General features: G+C 70.3%; 19 protein-coding genes and 1 riboswitch. Of the genes, 8 read left to right on the top strand and 11 right to left on the bottom strand.

The window, feature by feature from the left end; translation table 11 throughout:
* Positions 1 to 3: 3 nt before the first annotated feature.
* From AB0I38_RS14625 to AB0I38_RS14610, 4 genes are all read right to left on the bottom strand, one after another.
* Entirely contained in the window at positions 4 to 414 is a 411-nt protein-coding gene (locus AB0I38_RS14625; RefSeq protein ID WP_358466981.1) for a DUF5304 family protein, read from the bottom strand.
* Between the two features lie 38 nt (positions 415 to 452).
* A complete protein-coding gene (locus tag AB0I38_RS14620) occupies positions 453 to 1,649 on the bottom strand; it encodes an ArsA family ATPase (protein ID WP_358466979.1) in 1,197 nt (398 codons plus the stop codon).
* Position 1,650: 1 nt separating this feature from the next.
* Complete coding sequence (locus AB0I38_RS14615; protein ID WP_358466977.1) at positions 1,651 to 2,088, bottom strand: SRPBCC family protein; 438 nt, start codon at positions 2,086 to 2,088, stop codon at positions 1,651 to 1,653.
* A 68-nt stretch (positions 2,089 to 2,156) separates the two neighbouring features.
* Positions 2,157 to 2,924, bottom strand: a complete 768-nt coding sequence (locus AB0I38_RS14610; protein ID WP_358466975.1) for a metallophosphoesterase family protein — start codon at positions 2,922 to 2,924, stop codon at positions 2,157 to 2,159.
* 136 nt (positions 2,925 to 3,060) lie between these two features.
* On the opposite strand from AB0I38_RS14610, the gene AB0I38_RS14605 reads away from it, so the two are divergent.
* Positions 3,061 to 4,830, top strand: a complete 1,770-nt coding sequence (locus tag AB0I38_RS14605) for an AMP-dependent synthetase/ligase (RefSeq protein ID WP_358466973.1) — start codon at positions 3,061 to 3,063, stop codon at positions 4,828 to 4,830.
* Positions 4,831 to 4,939: 109 nt separating this feature from the next.
* Here AB0I38_RS14605 and AB0I38_RS14600 read toward each other — a convergent pair whose 3' ends face one another.
* Positions 4,940 to 5,707 carry a DeoR/GlpR family DNA-binding transcription regulator gene (locus AB0I38_RS14600; RefSeq protein ID WP_358466971.1) on the bottom strand — a complete coding sequence of 256 codons (768 nt, stop codon included), beginning with the start codon at positions 5,705 to 5,707 and terminating at the stop codon, positions 4,940 to 4,942.
* Between the two features lie 264 nt (positions 5,708 to 5,971).
* Here AB0I38_RS14600 and AB0I38_RS14595 point away from each other — a divergent pair, with 264 nt between their 5' ends.
* From AB0I38_RS14595 to AB0I38_RS14585, 3 genes are read left to right on the top strand one after another with little or no spacing between them, the layout of a single operon-like run.
* Positions 5,972 to 7,258 (top strand): ABC transporter substrate-binding protein, encoded by a 1,287-nt coding sequence (locus AB0I38_RS14595; RefSeq protein ID WP_358466969.1) that lies wholly within the window; start codon positions 5,972 to 5,974, stop codon positions 7,256 to 7,258.
* Positions 7,258 to 8,130 (top strand): carbohydrate ABC transporter permease, encoded by an 873-nt coding sequence (locus AB0I38_RS14590; RefSeq protein WP_358466967.1) that lies wholly within the window; start codon positions 7,258 to 7,260, stop codon positions 8,128 to 8,130. Before AB0I38_RS14595 ends, AB0I38_RS14590 begins: the two co-directional genes overlap by 1 nt.
* The gene (locus tag AB0I38_RS14585) at positions 8,127 to 9,044 is read left to right on the top strand and encodes a carbohydrate ABC transporter permease (RefSeq protein ID WP_358466964.1); all 918 of its coding nucleotides are present in this window, start codon (positions 8,127 to 8,129) and stop codon (positions 9,042 to 9,044) included. Before AB0I38_RS14590 ends, AB0I38_RS14585 begins: the two co-directional genes overlap by 4 nt.
* A gap of 169 nt (positions 9,045 to 9,213) precedes the next feature.
* Here AB0I38_RS14585 and AB0I38_RS14580 read toward each other — a convergent pair whose 3' ends face one another.
* The 4 genes from AB0I38_RS14580 to AB0I38_RS14565 all read right to left on the bottom strand — a co-directional run bounded on the left by AB0I38_RS14580 (position 9,214) and on the right by AB0I38_RS14565 (position 13,130).
* Positions 9,214 to 9,552 (bottom strand): hypothetical protein, encoded by a 339-nt coding sequence (locus tag AB0I38_RS14580; protein ID WP_358466962.1) that lies wholly within the window; start codon positions 9,550 to 9,552, stop codon positions 9,214 to 9,216.
* 270 nt (positions 9,553 to 9,822) lie between these two features.
* Complete coding sequence (locus AB0I38_RS14575; protein ID WP_358466960.1) at positions 9,823 to 10,908, bottom strand: glycosyltransferase family 4 protein; 1,086 nt, start codon at positions 10,906 to 10,908, stop codon at positions 9,823 to 9,825.
* Entirely contained in the window at positions 10,905 to 12,299 is a 1,395-nt protein-coding gene (locus tag AB0I38_RS14570) for a M48 family metallopeptidase (RefSeq protein WP_358466958.1), read from the bottom strand. The genes AB0I38_RS14575 and AB0I38_RS14570 overlap by 4 nt, the downstream gene beginning before the upstream one ends.
* A gap of 12 nt (positions 12,300 to 12,311) precedes the next feature.
* Positions 12,312 to 13,130: a hypothetical protein gene (locus AB0I38_RS14565; protein WP_358466956.1), complete on the bottom strand. Its 819-nt coding sequence runs from the start codon at positions 13,128 to 13,130 to the stop codon at positions 12,312 to 12,314.
* 148 nt (positions 13,131 to 13,278) lie between these two features.
* On the opposite strand from AB0I38_RS14565, the gene AB0I38_RS14560 reads away from it, so the two are divergent.
* The 3 genes from AB0I38_RS14560 (at position 13,279) to AB0I38_RS14550 (ending at position 14,664) form a co-directional block, all read left to right on the top strand.
* Positions 13,279 to 13,758, top strand: coding sequence for a MarR family winged helix-turn-helix transcriptional regulator (locus AB0I38_RS14560; protein ID WP_358466954.1), 480 nt, complete (start codon positions 13,279 to 13,281; stop codon positions 13,756 to 13,758).
* A 97-nt stretch (positions 13,759 to 13,855) separates the two neighbouring features.
* On the top strand, positions 13,856 to 14,176 hold the full coding sequence (locus AB0I38_RS14555) for a DMT family transporter (RefSeq protein ID WP_358466952.1): 321 nt from the start codon (positions 13,856 to 13,858) through the stop codon (positions 14,174 to 14,176).
* Between the two features lie 74 nt (positions 14,177 to 14,250).
* Positions 14,251 to 14,664 (top strand): DMT family transporter, encoded by a 414-nt coding sequence (locus AB0I38_RS14550; RefSeq protein ID WP_358466950.1) that lies wholly within the window; start codon positions 14,251 to 14,253, stop codon positions 14,662 to 14,664.
* 99 nt (positions 14,665 to 14,763) lie between these two features.
* Here the strand turns inward: AB0I38_RS14550 and AB0I38_RS14545 are convergent, their stop codons facing one another.
* Positions 14,764 to 15,336 (bottom strand): C40 family peptidase, encoded by a 573-nt coding sequence (locus AB0I38_RS14545; protein WP_358466948.1) that lies wholly within the window; start codon positions 15,334 to 15,336, stop codon positions 14,764 to 14,766.
* 58 nt (positions 15,337 to 15,394) lie between these two features.
* Positions 15,395 to 15,552: riboswitch (cyclic di-AMP (ydaO/yuaA leader) on the bottom strand.
* 265 nt (positions 15,553 to 15,817) lie between these two features.
* Positions 15,818 to 16,510, bottom strand: coding sequence for a class I SAM-dependent methyltransferase (locus AB0I38_RS14540; protein WP_358466946.1), 693 nt, complete (start codon positions 16,508 to 16,510; stop codon positions 15,818 to 15,820).
* Positions 16,511 to 16,581: 71 nt separating this feature from the next.
* Between AB0I38_RS14540 and AB0I38_RS14535 the strand changes: the two genes are divergently transcribed.
* Positions 16,582 to 17,460: a LysR family transcriptional regulator gene (locus tag AB0I38_RS14535; RefSeq protein ID WP_358466944.1), complete on the top strand. Its 879-nt coding sequence runs from the start codon at positions 16,582 to 16,584 to the stop codon at positions 17,458 to 17,460.
* Positions 17,461 to 17,467 lie beyond the last annotated feature (7 nt).

Genomic DNA, 17,467 nt, shown 5'->3' with positions numbered 1-17,467 from the left:
CCCCTATCCCAGGTCTATGTGTTCGACGTGGTCGCGACCGTGGTCGTCGTCGCGGCGATCGCCGTCGTCGCGAGGCCTGCGGGGGGCCGGCCTGCTCAACGTGTCGAGGGTCTGGCGGAAGGCGGCGAACAGCTCGCCGCCCGCGGCCACCAGATGCCCGGCCACGTCACTGCCGGATTCGCGCTGCGCGGCCATCGCCCGGCAGACCGGGCAGGCACGGCAGATGTACTCCTCCTGGGGATCGGCCACCGCCTCGCTCCACACGTCCGTGTCCCTGCGCCCGCCACCGCCGGTGAAGGACTTGAACACGGTCCTGCCGACCTGGCGGGTGGCACGTCCCTGGATCGTGTCGAACAGCTTACGCGCCTCGTCGGCGACGGACCCGATCGGGTCCCGGTCGTTGCTCTCGGTCATCTGACCCTCCCTGGCCATGGGTCCCTCACCCTCCTCACTCACGTCGCGTCCGATCCGGGATCGTCTGCTCCGCTCGCTATGTCGGATTCGGCTCCTGAGCTGAACCGTACCCGGAGGACGCCGTCACGGAGCACCGCGCCGCTGATCCTGCGGCGGGCCAGCGCTGACGGCAGCGCCAGGATCCGGCGGTAGGGGCCCGCGGTGACGATCAGCTCGTCACCCTTGCGCGCCAGGTCGACGTCGGCCCGGTCGGCGCCGGGCAGGGACAGGGTCAGCTCGTCGGCCGAGAACCGCAGCGGCGGCTCGACCGCGGGGGCGGCGAACGGGTCGGAGTCGCCGTAGATCACCTCACCGACGGCGGCCAGCGCGTCCTTGCCCACGGGCTCGGCCGGCAGGTAGGGGACGACGTGGACCGGCAGCGGCGCGAACGACTCGCCGGCCTCGGCGAGCAGCCGGGACTGGGCCGCCACCCACTGGCCGCGCCACTCGTCGGCACCCTCGGCGGGGAAGACCCGGTTGGCGATCACCGCGTCGACGCGGTAGCCGTACAGGTTGAGGGAGGTGAGGGTGCGCCTGGCCTCGGCGAGCACCACGGCCTCGGGCGTGAGCACGAGACGCACGGAGGCGTGGTCGCCGGTGAGCAGCTCGCGCACCTCCAGCAGGCCGCGGTGGAAGCGCTCGGCCGCGTTCATGACGTCGTCGCCGGGCGCGGTGACGTGGGCCACGCCGCGCACGAGCGGCGAGACGAACTTCATGATCTTCCGGCCCATGGGCATCAGCCTGGTCATGTGCCAGTCGAGCGCCTCGGGCAGCGCCAGCAGCCGCAGCGTCTCGGCGGTGGGGGCGCAGTCGACGACGATGACGTCCCAGGTGCCCGACCGGGCGTGCTCGCGCAGCTCCAGCAGGGCGATGATCTCCTCGGCGCCCGGCAGGACGGTGATCTCCTCGGAGGTGATCTCGTCGAGGCCCAGCTCGGCCAGCAGCCCTTTGGCGTAGTCCTGCAGGTCGCCCCAGTGACGCTCCATCGTCTTCTGCGTGTCGACCTGATGCAGGTGCAGGCCCGGCGCGATCTCGCCCGGCGCGGCGCCGAGCGCGTCGGCCAGCGAGTGGGCGGTGTCGGTGGAGACGATCAGCGTCTTGAGGCCGCGCCTGGCCGCGAGCGTGGCCGTGGCCGCGGCGGCCGTGGTCTTGCCGACGCCGCCCTTCCCGGTGAAGAGCAGGACCCGGGGGCTCACCTCAGCGGCCCTCGACGCGCTTCTTGAGGCCCTTGAGCGCGGTGTCCACGATCACCTTCTCCGCCTTGCGCTTGATCAGGCCGATCATCGGGACCGTGAGGTCGACCGCGAGCTCGTACGTCACGACGGTCCCACTGCCCGCGCTCGCCAGCAGGTAACTCCCGGCCAGCTCCGAGATCATCTTGCCCGGCTCGACCACCCGCCAGCTCACGCTCTCGTCGTCGTGCCAGGTGTAGCCGAGGGTGTAGGTGTCGCTGATCACTCCCGCGTCGAGGACGAACCGCACCGTCTCGGGGCGGCCGTCGGCTCCGCTGGTGAGGATCTCGGCGTTCTTGACCTGGCCGGCCCAGTCGGGGTAGGCCGGGAAATCCGCGATGACCGCCATCACGCCCGCGCGATCGGCGTCGACGGTGATGCTCGAAGTGGTGCGATCAGCCATGCGAACACCGTAGTGCAGAATCCGCCCCTCTCGGTGGACTGCCCTCCCCGGCTCTCGCGCAGGTCGGATCACCATTCGAGGACGTACGGGACGCCCCTTCCCCGGAAGTGGCCGACGTTGACGCATTCGGTGCGGCCGATGCGGGTGCGCTGGACGAGCGGCTGGTGCACGTGGCCGAACAACGCGTAGCGCGGCTGCGTGCGGCGGATCGCCTCCAGCGTGGCCTCGCTGCCCCGCTCCAGGCGCCGGGCGACCACGTCGTACAGCAGCTCCGGCACCGCGGGCGGGATGTGGCAGCACAGCACGTCGACCTCGCCGACCGCCTCCACCTTGGCGGCGTACTCCTCGTCGCTGATCTCGTACGGCGTGCGGTACTCGGTCTTGAGGCCCCCGCCGACGAAGCCGAACCGCAGGCCGCCGATCTCCACGCTCTGGCCGTCGAACACCTGGTGGCCGTCGCGGAGGTAGTCGCCCCACAGCCGCGGGATGTCCACGTTGCCGTAGGTGAGGTAGGCGGGCTCGGGCATGGCGGCGAACAGCCTGGCGTACTGGGCCCGCACGTTGCGTTCGATGTGCTCGCGTGGATCGCCGTCGAGACTCGCCCACAGCCGCGCCGACATGGCCCTGGCCTCGTCGAACCTCTTGGCCGTGCGCAGCCCGATGAACTCGGCGGCCCGTTCGGCGCCGAACAGGTCGGCGAAGATGCCCTGCGCGTGGTCGTCGTAGTCGATGAAGAGGATCAGGTCGCCCAGGCAGACCAGCGCGTCGGCGCCGTCTCCGGCCTTGGCCAGCGCCTCGGCACTGCCATGGACATCACTGACGACATGGACCCTCATGCGGGGAATCCTACGAGTATCGGCTGCTAGCGTGATGAACAGCCTTGATAACGCCTGGATGACGAAGCTACCAGCGCGTAACTTATCCCGGTAACGTGCTGGCCGTCCCCATGCGTGCACCCGGAGGAGCTGATCCGTGCGCGAGTACACCGTCCCCGTCCTGGTGGATGTGCCTGCCACCGCGAGCCTGCCTGACACGATCTTCGAGCGTGGCGAGCGGGAGCCCGGCGCCGTGGTCATGCGCCGCAAGGTCGGCGACGCCTGGCCGGCCGTCACCGCCGGCGAGCTGCGCGACCAGGTGGTCGCGCTGGCCAAGGGGCTCATCGCGGCGGGCGTCGAGCACGGCGACCGGGTCGCGCTGATGTCGCGCACCCGCTATGAGTGGACGCTCATCGACTACGCGATCTGGTCGATCGGCGCGGTCACCGTGCCGATCTACGAGACGTCCTCCGCCGACCAGGTCGGCTGGATCCTGTCCGACAGCGCCGCCAAGGCGGTGTTCGTCGAGCTCGACCCGCATGAGGAGACCGTGCGCGAGGCCGCGCCGGAGCTGAAGGACGTCTGGCGGGTCGAGGCCGCGCTGGACGGCTCGCTGGACGGCTCCGGAGTGGGCGACGAGGTCCTGGCCGAGCGCCGGAAGCGGGTGGGCGCGGCCGACCTGGCCACGATCGTCTACACCTCGGGCACCACCGGCAGGCCCAAGGGGTGCCGCATCACCCACGACAATCTGCTGTTCACCGCCCGCAACGTGGTGAAGGGGCCGCTGGAGCCGCTGTTCGGCGGTCAGGCTCCCGCGGCGCTGCTGTTCCTGCCCCTGGCGCACATCTTCGCCCGGATGATCCAGGTCGCCATCGTCGAGGCGGGCGCGATCCTGGCGCACACCCCCAACATGAAGAACGTGGCCCCCGACCTGGCCGACTTCAAGCCGACGTTCCTGCTGGGCGTGCCGAGGGTCTTCGAGAAGGTCTACAACGGCGCCGAGCAGAAGGCCGTCGCGGGCGGCAAGGGCAAGATCTTCGCCAAGGCCGTGGAGGTGGCCGTCGCCTACAGCCGGGCCGAGAGCTCCGGCGGCGCGGGCCTTGGGCTGCGGCTGCGCCGCGCGCTGTTCGACAGGCTCGTGTACGGCAAGATCCGCGCGGCCACCGGCGGCCGCCTCAGCGCGGCGGTCTGCGGCGGCTCGGCCCTCGGCGAGCGGCTCGGCCACTTCTTCAGGGGCATCGGCATCGAGATCTTCGAGGGCTACGGCCTGACGGAGACCTCCGCACCCTGCACGGTCAACATGCCCGGCGCGAACAAGATCGGCACCGTGGGCAAGCCGCTGCCCGGCGTCACGATCGGGATCGGCGACGACGGCGAGATCCTGGCCAAGGGCCGGCACGTCTTCGACGGCTACTGGAACAACGACCAGGCCGCGGCCGACGCCTCCGGCTGGTACCACACGGGCGACGTCGGCGAGCTCGACTCCGACGGCTACCTGCGGATCACCGGGCGCAAGAAGGAGATCCTGGTCACCGCGGCGGGCAAGAACGTCGCGCCGGGCCCGCTGGAGGACGCGCTGCGCGCCCACCCGCTGGTCTCCCAGGCCATGGTCGTCGGCGACGACCGGCCGTTCGTCGCGTCCCTGATCACGCTGGATCCGGAGGCGCTGGAGCAGTGGAAGCCGGCCAACGGCCGGGACGGCGCCTCCCTCGCCGACCTGAGCGCCGACCCGCTCATCATCGCCGAGGTGCAGAGCGCGGTCGACCGGGCCAACGCCTCGGTGTCCAAGGCGGAGCAGATCAAGAAGTTCGTGATCCTGGACACGGACATCACCGAGGAGAGCGGCCACCTGACGCCCACCCTCAAGGTCAAGCGCAACGTCGTCCTGCGCGACTTCGCCGCCGACATCGACGCCCTCTACACCTGAGCCCGGCGCGCCCCTTGGGGACGCGCCGGTCTTCATGCGGGCGAACGGCGGCCGAGGATGGTGCGCCGACTCATCGAGCTCAATCGGCCCGCACGCGGGCCCCGAGCGGTCAGGCGATGACCAGCTCGCCCACGTGCTCGGCCAGCACGCTTCTGGCCGGATCGGGCAGGCCCGCGTCGGAGACGAGCACGTCGGCCTCGCCGAGCCGGGCGATGGTGCTGATCCCGACCGTCCCCCACTTGGTGTGGTCGGCCAGCACGACGAGCCTGCTCGCCGCCTCGACCAGGGCGCGGTCGGTCTCGGCCTCCATCATGTTCGGTGTGGTGAAACCTGCCCGGACCGTCATCCCGTGCACGCCGAGAAACAGCACGTCCACGTTGAGCAGGCGGATCGCGGCCACGGCGACGGGGCCGACGAGCGCGTCCGACGGGGTGCGCACGCCGCCGGTGAGCACGACCGTCTGGTCCGGCCGGCCGGTGTGCAGGAAGACGTCGCCGATCCGGACCGAGTTGGTCACCACGGTCAGGCCGGGCGTGTTCACCAGCCGGTGGGCGAGCGTGTAGGTGGTGGTGCCGGCCGACAGCGCCACCGCGGTGCCGGGCCGCACCATGCTCGTCGCGCGGCGCGCGATGGCCTGTTTCTCGTCCTCCTGCTGCACCGACTTGGCGGCGAAGCCGGGCTCGTCGGTGGATCCGGTGCCGAGGACGGTGGCACCGCCGTGCACCTTGGCCAGCAGCCCCCGCTCGGCGAGCACCTCGAGGTCGCGGCGGATGGTGATGTCGGAGACGCCGAACTCGCGCACGAGGTCGACGACCCTGACACCGCCGTTCAGACGGACGAGCTCCAGAATGGCCTGCTGCCGCTGTGGGGCGAGCATCGCATCACCAGATCCCAACACTTTCCGACATGCCGTTGGGGGAATCATGACACGCCCCTGCTCCGGGGCAAGGCCTGAGCTTGGTAAACGTGTCCGGAGCCTGGTGAATCCTGAACGGTCGTGGCGGGTTGTGCAGGACCTTGGCGGCGACTGCCAGCGATTCGTCATGAAATCGTGCGTTGACAGTCCGAAATGTTGGCTTTTCGATGAAGGAAGGTGAGCGAACTCGGGGGAACTTGAGGGTCCGGGCAAGGAGGAACCACCGTGAACCAACGCATGCCCATCTCCCGCCGCAACTTGATACTCGGCGCGGCCGCCACGTTCGGCGTCCCCGCCGTACTGGCCGGCTGCGGCTCCGACCAGCCCGCCACACCGGGTAAAGCCTCCGGCAGCAGCCTGGGGACCGTCACGATCGGCTCCAACGCCTCCGACGAGGTGCCGAAGAAGTCTCTCGCCTCGGTGCTGGAGAGCTTCACCTCCGCCCAGGTGAAGATCAACACCGTGGACCACAACACGTTCCAGGAGAACATCAACCGCTACCTCAGAGGCACCCCGGAGGACGTGTTCACCTGGTTCGCGGGCTACCGGATGCAGTTCTTCGCCGAGCAGGGGCTGGCGACCGACATCTCCGACGTGTGGCGGGACATCGGCGGCGGCTACACGCCCGCCTTCAAGGCCGCCTCCACCGGCAGCGACGGCAAGCAGTACTTCGTGCCGTTCACCTACTACCCGTGGGCGGTCTTCTACCGTAAGAGCCTCTGGGCGGAAAAGGGCTACGAGCCGCCCGCGACGCTCGACGAGTTCACCGCGCTGGCCAGGAAGATGAAGGCCGACGGGCTGATCCCGGTCGCGTTCGCCGACAAGGACGGCTGGCCCGCCATGGGCACGTTCGACATCATCAACATGCGGACCAACGGCTACGACTTCCACATCTCGCTCATGGCCGGCAAGGAGTCGTGGACCGACCCCCGGGTCAGGCAGGTCTTCGACACCTGGCGCGGGCTGATGGAGTTTCACCAGCCGGCGGCGCTGGGACGCACCTGGCAGGAGGCCGCGCAGTCGCTGCAGCAGAAGAAGACCGGGATGTACCTGCTCGGGATGTTCGTCGCCCAGCAGTTCCCGGAGAGCGAGCGCGACGACATCGACTTCTTCACCTTCCCCGAGATCAACCCCGCGTACGGCACCGACTCGATCGACGCCCCCATCGACGGCTACATGATCTCGGCCAAGGCCAAGAACGCTGAGGGCGCCAAGGCGCTGCTCAAGCACCTCGCGCAGGCCTCGTCGCAGAACATCGCCACCAAGCTGGATCCGGGCACCCTGGCGGCCAGTTCCGAGGCCGACACCTCCGGCTACAGCGCGCTGCAGAAGCGGGGCGCCGAGCTGGTGTCCAAGGCGTCGCACATCGCGCAGTTCCTCGACCGCGACACGCGGCCCGACTTCGCCTCGACCGTGATGATCCCGTCGCTGCAGTCGTTCGTCGGCAAACCCAACGAGATCGACTCGCTGCTCACCGGCATCGAGAAGCAGAAGGCCAACATCTTCCGCTGATGGCAGTCAAGACCCGTCGCTACTCCGCCCGCGACGTGACCATCCTGGTCATCGGGCTGGGGGTGGCCATCGTCGTCAACGTGGGCCTCATCTGGGGGCCCACGCTGGCCAGCGTGGGCCTGTCCGGCACCGACTGGAACGGCATCGGCCCCATCGAGTGGATCGGCGGGCAGAACTACGCCGATCTGGCCGATGAGTACCCGCCGTTCTGGTCGGCCGTCCGTAACAACCTGCTCTGGCTGGGCTTCCTCGGGCTGATCGCGACGCCGTTCGGGCTGTTCTGCGCGGTGCTGCTGGACCGGCGGCTGCGGCTGTCGCGGGTCTACCAGAGCGCGTTGTACATGCCGGTCGTGCTGTCGCTGGCGGTGGTGGGGTTCATCGCGCAGCTCGTCTACTCCTCCGACTACGGCGTGCTGAACGCGGTGAGCGGGCTGACCGTCGACTGGCTGGGCGACCGATCGATCAACATCTGGGTGGTCATGGTGGCCGCCGGGTGGCGGCACGTCGGCTACGTGATGATCATCTACCTGGCCGGGCTCAAGGCGGTCGATCCCGCGCTGAAGGAGGCGGCGGCCATCGACGGAGCGAGCGAGTCGCAGACGTTCTTCCGGGTGGTGTTCCCGACGCTGCGGCCGATCAACGTGATCGTGCTGGTCATCACGGTGATCGAGGCGCTGCGCGCGTTCGACATCGTCTACGCCATCAACCGGGGCAGGAACGGGCTGGAGCTGCTGTCCGTGCTGGTCACCGAGAACATCGTGGGTGAGGCCAGCCGGATCGGGTTCGGCTCGGCCATCGCGGTGATCCTGCTCGCCATCTCACTCGGGTTCATCGTCACGTACCTGTCGCAGCTGTTCAGGGAGGAACGATGACGCTCACCGCACCCGTCCCGGCCAGGACGTCGCAGCAGCCGGCCGCGTCGCCGCGCCGCCCGGTGCGGCCGCTGCGGGTGCTGCTGCACGTCTTCCTCGCCATGGTGGCGCTGGGCTGGCTGATGCCGCTCGCGCTGGCGGTCTACGCCTCGCTCCGCCCGTACGACGAGACGGCCCGGCTGGGTTACCTCTCGCTGCCCGAGCACCTGACCCTCGACTACTACGGGGAGGCGTGGAGCCAGGCCGAGCTGCCCCGCTACTACCTCAACACGCTCGTCATCGTGGTGCCCGGCGTGCTGATCACGCTGATGCTGGCGTCGTTCACCGCGTTCGCGATCGCCCGGCTGCGCATCCCCGGCCGCAAGACGCTGCTGATCGTCTTCACCGCGGGCAACCTGCTGCCGCCGCAGGTGCTGCTCACCCCGCTCTACACGCTCTACACCATGGTCCCGCTGCCCGCGTGGCTGTCGGACTCGCAGGCTCTGTACGACTCCTACCTCGGGCTGATCCTCATCCACGTGGCGTTCCAGTTCGGCTTCTGCGTGTTCGTGATCGCGAACTTCATGCGCACGATCCCGGAGGAGATCAACGAGGCGGCGCTGGTCGACGGGGCGAGCGTGTGGCGGCGCTACTGGCAGCTGACGCTGCCGCTGTGCCGTCCGGTGCTGGCCGCGCTGTCCACGCTGCAGTTCACCTGGATGTACAACGACTTCCTGTGGGCGCTGGTGCTCATGTCCTCGGGCGACAAGCTGCCGGTCACCTCGGCGCTGAACAACCTGCGCGGCCAGTTCTTCACCGACTACAACCTGCTGGCGGCCGGGTCGGTGCTGGTGGCACTGCCGACGCTGATCGTCTTCCAGCTCCTGCACAAGCAGTTCGTCGCCGGGCTCACGCTCGGCTCCACCAAGGGCTAGCCTTCGGGCCGGCCGTGCCGCCGCCACGAACAGGAATGGCCGCGAGACGATCTCGCGGCCATTCTTGTAACGCTTTCAGCGGAAATGCGGGACGGCACTGCTGTTTCTGTGTGAATTCAGCTCGCGGACAAGGCCCCGCCGATGTCCGAGCTGATCCCCTTGACCGTGGTCAGGGGCACCACGGGGCCTTCGTGGCATAGAGGGTGACCGAGGTGACCGTGGATCCTATGGAGAAACTCTGGAAATCGCAGAACTCGCGATGGCCGTCGGGCCAGGCCGGGTAGGTGACGTAGCCGGACCAGCCGCCGGCGGAGAACCTGGTGGCGCTCCTCCCGATCGAGTAGGTGCCGCTGCAGTTCCTGCTCCATGTCCCACCGCTGGTGTACGTGAGCACCGCGGAGGTCGTCTGGCATCCCATGGCCGCGACGTCGCCGGAGGTCGCGGATGCCGGCATCGGCGTAAGGAGCATGCCCGCGGCCAGCCCCACGGCCGCGATCCCGGTCTTCACTTTCCTACCTTTTGGATGCTTCACCAACAATTCCCCTATTGCGTGGTTGTGCAGGTACGAGCCAGTGCACCAGCTCGGTGAGATTCTTTCCCGCTCATTTGGGAAATAGATGTGCCATAAGTGACGATTCGCGCAATCCGTAACTGTGGAGTGCTGCCATTGCCGGGAGTTCATGTCACGATTCGTGGTGTTCCGTGGCGATTTGTGACAATTCACGACTCTGCGGGCGCCCGGATGCCGTACCACCGGCCACGGTGAGGTCGCGGGGTGTCACAGCAGCGCGCGGAAGCGGGCCGCTGCCAGGTCCCAGGTCCATTCGCGGACGATCCAGTCACGGCCGACCGCCCCCATCTTCCGCGCCCGCTCAGGGTCGCCGAGCAGCTCGATCAGTGCTCCGGCGACCTCGCCCACGTCGGTGCCGTCGACCACGAGGCCGGTCTCGCCGTGGCGTACGGCGTCGGGGGCGCCGCCCGAGGCGCCCGCGACGACCGGCAGGCCGGTCGCCGACGCCTCCAGGAAGACGATGCCCAGCCCCTCGACGTCGATCCCGCCCATCCTGGTGCGGCACGGCATGGCGAACACGTCGGCCGCCGCGTAGTAGCCGGGCAGACCGGCCGCCGGGACGGTGCCGGTGAAGCGGATCGACTCCTGGCCGCCCGCCAGCCTGCGCAGCCTGCCCAGGTAGGGGCCGCCGCCCACGAGCAGCAGCACCGCGGCGGGCACCGCCCTGAGCACCTGGGGCCAGGCCCTGATCAGGATGTCCTGGCCCTTGCGGGCCACGAGCCTGGACACACAGGCCACCACCGGCCGGTCGCCGAGACCCAGCTCGGCCCTGGGCACGTCGGGGCGGAACTGGCCGGTGTCCACGCCGGGCGCCAGGCGCACCAGCTTGTCCGGCGCGATCGCGGCCACCAGCCGGCTGCGGGTGTATTCGCCGAGGTAGGTCACCACGTCGGCGTGCTCGCCGATCCGGCGCAGCGCCGCGCGGAACCCCGGCGCGGCGGCCCAGGACGCCTCGTGGCCGTGGGTCAGCATCACCACCCGCCGCGCGCCCGCCGCACGCAGCCGGGGCGCGAGCAGCCCGAGCGGGGCCGCCGCGCCGAACACCACGGTCCGCGCGTCGTGCTCGGCGACGAGCCTGGCGGCCCGGCGGGCGACGTCGGGCGTGGGCAGCATGAGCGAGCCGCTGTGACGGACGACATGGTACGGCTGGCGGCGGTCGAACTCGGCGCACCCCGGCCAGGCGGGCGCGTAGACGACCACGCCGGGGGTGCGCAGGGCCAGGCCGTGCACGAACGACTGGATGCCGCCCGGCCGGGGCGGGAAGTCGTTCGTGACGATGACCACCCCGGTCACGGCGCCGGGACGCCGTTCAGCCCGGCCCAGGCGCGGGCCAGGGCGATGCGCTCGGGGGCGGAGGGGTGGGAGGCGTAGAGCAGATACTCCACGGGGTCGGGAGACAGGTCGGAGATGTTGGTGGCCGCCAGGCGCTTCTGCATCGCGACGAACGTCGCCGGATCCTTCGTCAGGTCCAGGGCGTGCACGTCGGCCCGGGCCTCGACGTGGCGGCTGATGACGTTCTGGGCGGGGCCGGACAGCACGCCGGCCAAGGTCATCAGACCCAGGAGCACGCCGACGGCCCTCGGGTCGGCCATCGAGCCGACCTTGGCGCGCCGGCGTACCAGCTCGAAGACCAGGAAGAGCAGGATGGCGCCGAAGGCGGCGCCCAGCCCGCCGACGAGGGTGCCGTTGAGCACGTCGTGGCGCGCGGCGTGTCCCAGCTCGTGCGCGGCGACCAGCTCGACCTCGGCCTGCGGGGCCTTGAGCAGCGTGTCGTAGACCACGATCCGGCGCGTCGCGCCGAACCCGGAGACGTAGGCGTTCAGCGCGGTCGTGCGGCGCGAGGCGTCGGCCACCAGCACGTCCTCGACCGGCACGCCGTCGCGTTCGGCCATGGCCAGCAGGTTGGTGCGCAGGGAGCCCTCGGGCATGGAGTGGAAGTCGTTGAAGAGCGGCTCGAACACCACCGGGTAGACGAACGAGGCGGCCACCGTCAGCGCGAACGCCCCCGCGGCGGCCGGGATCCACCACCGCCGCACCCGGCGCGCCAGCGCCACCACGGCCAGCGCCATGATCGACAGCAGCACGATGTTGACGCCCATGCTCTTGAGCCGGTCGCCGGTCCACGCCGCCCAGTCCTGCGTGGACAGGCCGTAGTCGCGCAGCCGGACCTCGAACCACATCCCGAGCGGCCACCGCAGGGCCTGCACGAGCACGGTGAGCAGCAGCACGCCCAGGATGACCCGCAGCCACCACGGCCCCTTGAGCCGGCCCAGCAGCCGCGCGCCGAACGGGGTGAGCACCAGCACTCCGGCGAACAGGATGCCGAGCCCGTAGGACAGGTAGCTCGGGACGCTGGTGGCGGCGTCGAACGCGGCCGCCCGGGCGATCTGGGCGGCGCTGAAGTCGCGCGCCGGGTCGGGCGCCACATCCGGGGCCCCGGCCGCCAGAGCCTGCCACGGAGTGGTGAACGCCACGACGGCCACGATGGCGGCGCCCAGCACCGCCAGCGCCGCGCCCGCCTCCCGGCGCAGCCGCCGCTTCTCTCCCTCACCGTCCGCTCCCGCCGGCCCGGGGTTCTCGCGTGACGCGCCGTCGGGTTCGGCCGGAATGGCGGTGGAGCCGGCGGGCCCGTCCGGTGCGTCCTTGGCATCCGGTGCGTCCTTGGCGTCCTGCCGATCGTCCATGCGCGCGTCCCCTTACGCCAGTTGCCGGCGCACGTACGCGCGCCACTGTGCCGTCAACGTGCCGACCGAGAGCCCCACCGCGGCCAGCGCCCGGTCGGCTCCTGCCCTCTGCGCATCACGGTAAAGCCTCACCAGAGTCCCTTCGCCGGACCACTCGGCCAGGAAGCGGCACGCCAGCCACGCCTCCTGGTACGAGCGGGCCAGGCGCTCGGTGTCGCCCGTGGGCGCGAACGCCGCCGGCCCGGGAAGTTCGCGGGGCGGACGCCCGGCCCGCACCTCGGCGGCCAGCTCCGCGGCGGCCACCGGCACGGCCAGCCCCGCGTCGCGGTAGCCGACGTAGTCGGCGAACCCCTCGTACAGCCAGGCGGGAAGCCCCTCGGTGCCCGCGGCGATGTGCGTGAGCTCGTGCGCCAGGACGACGTCGCGGCCGGTCGGCGTGAGCCGCGTGAAGTTCTCCGGCACCACGATCACCCGGCCCGCGTCCGCCACGGCCGCCAGCCCGTCCACCCCGGCGACTCCGGCCAGCAGCGCCGCCTCCCCGGCCGAGCCGGGCACCAGCACGACGGGACGCACCGGCTGCCCGAGCACCTCCGCGACCCGTTCGCCGGCCAGGTCGGCCCTGCGGGCCAGGTCACCGAGCAGCTCGCGGTCGGCGCCGGGATGCCCGGCGACGACCGCCCGCACGCCGCGCGAGACGCGCGCGCCGGGCCAGATCCCGCGCGCCTCGGGCGGCGGGCCCTCGGACGGGGACATGGCCGGCCCGGCCGCGGACGGCAGCGCGAGGAGCAGCCCGGCCGCCAGCACGGCTCGACGGCTCACCTGCGCGGACACGTTGACCGATGGTAGTCGGGATGCGCCCGCGGGAAGGAGTGGCCATGCGGCCGCGGGGTCTTCACCGACCTGTCCGCGCACAGGACCGCGTCCGTGCGGGCGTGGGGTCGGCGCTTGTCTCGGCCGAGAATCATGCTAGTTTAGCTGCATGCACATGCAGCTATCGGCCTCGGGCTCCTCGTCCACGGGTAGCTTCAGTTCGGCATGGTCCCAGGTCGCCGTGTTCGCGTCGGCAGTGGATGCGAGTCTGGGCAAGTGGCTCCTGGATGCCTACAGGGTCGGGCTTACGGAGTATCGCGCGCTGACGCACCTCGCCCAGGCTCCCGACAAGGAGCTGCGCGTGAACGACCTCGCCCAGCGGGTCGGCTTGAACCAGAGCTCCGTCACGCGCCTGGTAAGTCGCCTGGAGGCGAAGAACCTGACGCGTCGCGACATCTGCCCTGACGACGGGCGCGGGGTCTACGCGGTCATCACCGAGCAGGGAGAGGACCTGATCCGGGAGGTGCGCGGCCCCTACGAGGAGCGGGTTCGCGAACTCCTCGGCGACCTGGCGGCGCACTACCCGCAGCTCGACGCGAGCCGGCTCAGCCGCGCCCTGAGCGACCTCGGCAACCTGATCACCCCCTGACGATCCCCGCACGCCCGGCCGCGGGGCCACATCACGCGTTCTCATATGTATGTACATGCAGCAATACCGCCTCGCCGATGAACCTGAAAGGAACACCATGAGCTGGCTCTACCTGGCGATCGCCGTGATCTTCGAGATCGCGGTGGCCCTCTCGGCAAGCAAGGCGAAGGGCTTCACCCACCTGTGGTGGACCGTCGCGACCCTGGTCAGCGGCGCGATCGCGACCTTCTTCCTCAGCTTGGCACTTCTCACCTTCGACGTCGGCGTCGGCTATGCGCTCTGGACCTCGGTGGCAGGCGTCGGGATCGTCATCGTCGGCGCACTGTCCCTCGGGGAGCAGCTGAACGGCAAGAAGCTCCTCGGCATCCTCATCGTCATTGCCGGCGTCGTCGGATTGCAACTCAGCGGAGCAGCGTGACGAACCATCCGGCATCCCCACCGCGCCCCCCCTGCTCTCCCCGCACTTCCGCATTCACGAAAGGACCAACCCCCATGACCGCGACAGGCGCACAGCACAACACCAAGGCCGGTGCGTGGCTCGTGCTGCTGCTGGCCGGAGCATTCGAAGTCGGCTACGCGCTCAGCGTCGGAGGCAGCGAAGGATTCACCGTCTTGAGCTGGTCGGTCTCCGCCGTCGTGTTCTTCCTTCTGACGCTCTTCTGCCTCAGCGTCGCCCTCAAGAACATCGACGTCGGGATCGGCTACGCCGTCTGGGCAGGCATCGGCGCCGTCGGCGCCGCCGTCCTCGGCCCGGTGTTCTTCGACGAGTCACTCACTCTCACTCGGGCGTTCTGGCTGGCAGTGATCATCGCGGGGGTCGTCTGGCTGAAGCTCGCGGACGGCCCCAAGCCCGAAGCCGGGAAAGCCGCGTCCACGTCTGACGCCCGAACCGTGACCGGATGGTGACCCCGTAGGCTCGCGGTCGCACCGCAGCGGTCTGTCGTCAACTGACCAGTTGACGACAGACCGCTGAAGAATCCGGCAGATCCACTTCGGACCTACAGGTCAAAGCCCGGGACGTACCGCGCCCACGAACGACGACTTGCGCCACCCGCTGACCTTCTCGATGCGTACCGTGAGGCCGGTCCTCGGCGAATGGATCATCTTGCCCTTGCCGACGTACATGCCCACGTGGCCGAGCCCGCGGAAGAACATCAGGTCTCCTGGCTGGAGGTTCTTCCAGGAGACCTTCTTCTTGACGCGTGCGTACTGGCTGTTCGTCACGCGCGGGATCGTCACCCCGGCCTTCCTCCAGGCGAACTGGACGAGGCCGGAGCAGTCGAACGAACCGGGTCCGGTGGCGCCGTACCGGTACGGGTCACCGAGCTGGTTCTTGGCCGTGGCGACGGCCGTGCGGGCCTTCGCCTGCTGCCGTGCGGCCTTCGAGCTCTTCGCGGTCTTCCTTTTCCCTGACGTGACGGTCACCGATCCGGCATTGGGCCGCTCGGGCGCCACGGTCTTCACCGTGGTACCCGTCGTGACCGTCGCGGGGGAAAGGGCCGAGCCGCTCGCCGTCGCCACCTCGGCCTGAGCGGGGTGCACCAGGCCACCGGCCGTCACGGTCATCGTGAGGGCCACGCCACTCAGGGCAAGGCGGGACAGACGGGGGTTTTGCGAGGTAGACAGGATTTCTCCTTGAATCTTCCACGAACGCCTACCGGGTTAGCTGACGGATTCGGGCCTGGAAGTCGCCCTACGGCGCGATGCGCGCCGATTCACCCCTGATCCACGGAAAGGATCGCTGGGTCCCCGGTTCCGTGCCTCCTGGCTGCACGGATTCGGCAGGTCACCGGCCACGGGTTCGAGGCGGACGGTGACCGGCGGATCTTTGTCTCGTCCACATCGGCGGACCGATGTCGGCGGACGGCGAACATGGCGTGTTCGCCGCGACGCCAGAACCTACGCCGGTTTGTCACGAACAGGCAAAGCCGGAGTCAACTTGTAAAGATCCGACAAAGGTGTCAGTAAGGTCTCAAACCCCTGTTAATCAGGGGGTTCTGTTATGAGAATGTGACCCTCCTCACACTTGACGAAACCTTTGTGTGTCAGGTCCCAAATGTCACTTCTGTACCGCTGTCACCCTGAACCCCACGCACGGGAGCGTCCCTGCCGCGATCCGCTCACGCTCGATCCGCCACAGCTCTCCGGCGACCTCTCCGGCGCCGGACGCCAATCTGCCGCCGAGGTACCGGGACAGGTACGGCTCACGCCGTACGTCGTCGATCCGGAAGCGCGCGGCGATCTCGGCGAGCATGGCGTCACCGCGCGCGTATCCCGCGTGGGCGGCACGCCAGCGGGCGGCCGGGTCCGGGCAGGGCCCGCGCGGGCAGTCGGCGAGCCCGGCGGCGGCCAGCAGCGCGCCCGCGTCGTAGAACCAGGCGGCACCCGCCGCGCCGGCCCGGTCCCAGGCGAACTCGTCCACCGCCAGCGTCCCGCCGGGGGCCAGCAGCGCGGCCGCCCGGTCGAGCACGGCCTCCAGCGGGCTCATGTGGTGCAGCGACAGCGACAGGATGATCACGTCGAACGGGTCGTCCCGATGACTCGCCAGGTCGGCCCGCACGGCGGGCACCCCGGCCGACCGCGCCGCGGCGACGGCCTCGGCCGAGATGTCCAGGGCGGTGACCTCGTGCCCGTGCCGGGCCAGCGCGGCGGCCAGCCCGCCGTCGCCGCACCCGGCGTCGAGGATCCGGACGGGCCCACCGGGCAGCACCTCGTCCAGCCAGTCCAGTTGATGGTCGTCGATCGTCTCCATGTGCCGAGCATGGACCCGGCCGAGGCATGCGCACTACTGCGGGTTCGGCATGGGAGGCATAAGCTGAGCGCATGCTAGACCTCTGGTCGCTGCGGGTGCTGCACGAGGTGGGCCGGCTCGGCTCGTTCTCGGCGGCGGCCGGCGAGCTGTCGATGACCCAGCCTGCCGTTTCGCGGCAGATCGCCGCCCTGGAGCGGCGGGCGGGCGTGCGGCTGTTCGACCGGCTGCCGCGCGGGGTGCGGCCCACCGACGCCGGGCGGGCGGCGCTCGACCAGGCGGCGGAGATCCTCGACGGGGTCACGCTGTTCGAGACCAGGCTGCGCGCCTTCGCCGAGGCGGCCGCGGGGCGGGTGCGGGTGTCGGCCTTCCCCAGCGCGGCCACCGCCTACGTGCCCGACCGCTTCCGCGCCTTCGCCGCGCTCCATCCGGGCGTCGAGCTCTCCCTGACGGTCCGGGGCGGTCCGGACGACCCCTACGCCGCCCTGCTGGCCGGACAGGCCGACGTGGCGCTGCTGACGTCCTGGGACCCGGAGCCGGGGCCGGGCGTCGAGGTGGTGCCGCTGATGGACGACGAACTGCACGTCGCGCTCGCCCGCACCCATCGGCTGGCCGAGGGCGAGCGCGTACGGCTGCGCGACCTGGCGGGCGAGGCCTGGATCGACGGCACCCACCCCGACTGCCTGGGGCCCCTCTCGCAGCTCACCACCGCCCTGGGCGGCCCGCCGCGCGTCAGCCACCTGTGCGACGACTGGAACGGCAGGCAGGGCCTGGTCGCGGCCGGCGTGGGGGTGATGCTCTATCCGTCGATCGCGGGACAGGCGGCGCTCCGGCCGGACATCCGCCTGCTGCGCCCCTCGCCTCGCCTGCCCTCACGCCGTGTGCTGGCCGCGCTGCCGTCCGCCACGCCTTCACCCGCCGTGGCCGCCTTCGTCGCCCTGCTGGCCCGCTGAGCGCCTC

Source organism: Nonomuraea cavernae, from assembly GCF_040655715.1.
In the GTDB taxonomy this organism is placed as follows: Bacteria; Actinomycetota; Actinomycetes; order Streptosporangiales; family Streptosporangiaceae; genus Nonomuraea; species Nonomuraea cavernae_A.
The sequence above is the reverse complement of the archived record's forward strand: the minus strand, read 5'-3'. Positions and strand labels throughout refer to the sequence as shown.

Coding starts and splice junctions, on each gene's coding strand:
- AB0I38_RS14625 (WP_358466981.1), bottom strand. CDS start 414: ATGACCGAGAGCAACGACCGGGACCCGATCGGGTCCGTCGCCGACGAG.
- AB0I38_RS14615 (WP_358466977.1), bottom strand. CDS start 2,088: ATGGCTGATCGCACCACTTCGAGCATCACCGTCGACGCCGATCGCGCG.
- AB0I38_RS14610 (WP_358466975.1), bottom strand. CDS start 2,924: ATGAGGGTCCATGTCGTCAGTGATGTCCATGGCAGTGCCGAGGCGCTG.
- AB0I38_RS14600 (WP_358466971.1), bottom strand. CDS start 5,707: ATGCTCGCCCCACAGCGGCAGCAGGCCATTCTGGAGCTCGTCCGTCTG.
- AB0I38_RS14590 (WP_358466967.1), top strand. CDS start 7,258: ATGGCAGTCAAGACCCGTCGCTACTCCGCCCGCGACGTGACCATCCTG.
- AB0I38_RS14585 (WP_358466964.1), top strand. CDS start 8,127: ATGACGCTCACCGCACCCGTCCCGGCCAGGACGTCGCAGCAGCCGGCC.
- AB0I38_RS14570 (WP_358466958.1), bottom strand. CDS start 12,299: ATGGACGATCGGCAGGACGCCAAGGACGCACCGGATGCCAAGGACGCA.
- AB0I38_RS14560 (WP_358466954.1), top strand. CDS start 13,279: ATGCACATGCAGCTATCGGCCTCGGGCTCCTCGTCCACGGGTAGCTTC.
- AB0I38_RS14555 (WP_358466952.1), top strand. CDS start 13,856: ATGAGCTGGCTCTACCTGGCGATCGCCGTGATCTTCGAGATCGCGGTG.
- AB0I38_RS14550 (WP_358466950.1), top strand. CDS start 14,251: ATGACCGCGACAGGCGCACAGCACAACACCAAGGCCGGTGCGTGGCTC.
- AB0I38_RS14540 (WP_358466946.1), bottom strand. CDS start 16,510: ATGGAGACGATCGACGACCATCAACTGGACTGGCTGGACGAGGTGCTG.
- AB0I38_RS14535 (WP_358466944.1), top strand. CDS start 16,582: ATGCTAGACCTCTGGTCGCTGCGGGTGCTGCACGAGGTGGGCCGGCTC.